At 57.7% G+C, this 1,310-nt stretch carries 2 protein-coding genes; one reads left to right on the forward strand and one right to left on the reverse strand.

Features of this window, described 5'->3' with window-relative positions; translation table 11 throughout:
* Positions 1–35: 35 nt before the first annotated feature.
* On the reverse strand, positions 36–215 hold the full coding sequence (locus ACXJ7R_RS33095) for a hypothetical protein (protein ID WP_457155470.1): 180 nt from the start codon (positions 213–215) through the stop codon (positions 36–38).
* 111 nt (positions 216–326) lie between these two features.
* Here ACXJ7R_RS33095 and ACXJ7R_RS33100 point away from each other — a divergent pair, with 111 nt between their 5' ends.
* Entirely contained in the window at positions 327–485 is a 159-nt protein-coding gene (locus tag ACXJ7R_RS33100) for a hypothetical protein (RefSeq protein ID WP_457155471.1), read from the forward strand.
* Positions 486–1,310: the final 825 nt, after the last annotated feature.

The following is a 1,310-nucleotide window of genomic DNA, read 5'->3' on the forward strand; positions in this document are numbered from 1 at the left end:
CTCCTAATGGAGAGCCGCGACTACCTATGCACTTGTCAGTCCTCTTCCTTCAAATCCTCGGCTTCGTCCTTCAACTTCGGCCAGTCCGCGCCGTGCTTGCGGAGCAGTCCGCGCGCCTGTTTGGGCGACAAGTCCGTAACTTCAGTGAGGTGTTGAACCTCTAGCTCCTGGCCCTTTACTACCCGGCTCGCGCCGCTTGATTTCTTGACGACCATTTCTGCGTCCTTCCCGGTGTACCAACCAGATGAACGAGCACCGGTCACCATGGTTCCGGCATACGGAACTATCTGCCTGCCGCGTGGTTTCTCCGTCGAAGGAGAACTATCATGCTTAGACTGTTGATCCGCCTCGGTGCGATCTATGCAGCGTTTCAAATCGGCAGGGAATACGGCCGCGCCGAGACGGAGGTCATGCTGTTGCCGCCCGTCGACTATGAGGGACGCCCATCGGCAAGGAGCGAGGCGGAGTTTGGGGAGCCGACCTAAGTGCGGTTCCGACTAGGTCGGTCGTCAGCAACGTATCTGAGGCACGTTTCAAGTTGCCGTCATGGCGCCACTCCATGGAGAAGGTTGGATTCCGGTTCCTTTCCCTCTACCACCTTCAAAGTCCAAACAATTCTCCGGTCGCCGCACGGTTTCCCGAAAGCCCAGCGTTTGCGGGGTGTGCAGCCGAAAGCCGGGGAATGCGGAAACGACGTTCTTCCCCAAAACGCTCTCTGAATGCCCATCATTCTCCAAAGCTGGGGAGTAGCCCTAAAAATCCCTAGGTTTTGACGACAGCAATACCAATGCTTTAGCGCCGGCCTTGCTGCGGCAGTTTGCGGTTCGCTCGCCTGTCAAAAACGACCACAACCATACCATCGCTAGGCCTGGCTTGCGCCATGAGCGGGCGCTTGGCGGCATCGGGGTCGCGGGCCGACTGTCCGCTCATGGGCGTCGAGGGTTGAATAGCTGCCGTAAAGCGGCTGAACTCGACGGCGGCTTCTGGCTCAGAGCGGACGCTCACGCTGTCAAGCTACCATGGCTATCCTTGATCTAGGAGGTCGGAACCTTGCGGCTCACTGACACTGCTAAGGGRCACTCTGCACGAATTGCAGACAATCTTAGGACCGCTTTCGATCATCCGCCACGCCGCCCATGTTCTGAACAGCTAATGTGATCGACCTCTCCGCGAAAACAGTTCAGCAGTGATTTCGTCTCCGTCTCCACCATGGCTAGCGATCAAAGCCAGCGCTTCCTGGCGGCTGATGTTGCCGAGCTTCATGAGGTACGGAACCTCAAACGTTCTCTTCTTGAGGCGCCATTCTGGCA

It is taken from the genome of Mesorhizobium sp. P5_C1, from assembly GCF_054049815.1.

Bases quoted from the DNA above. Each gene is read 5' to 3' on its own strand.
- ACXJ7R_RS33095 (WP_457155470.1), bottom strand. From the start codon at position 215: ATGGTCGTCAAGAAATCAAGCGGCGCGAGCCGGGTAGTAAAGGGCCAG.
- ACXJ7R_RS33100 (WP_457155471.1), top strand. From the start codon at position 327: ATGCTTAGACTGTTGATCCGCCTCGGTGCGATCTATGCAGCGTTTCAA.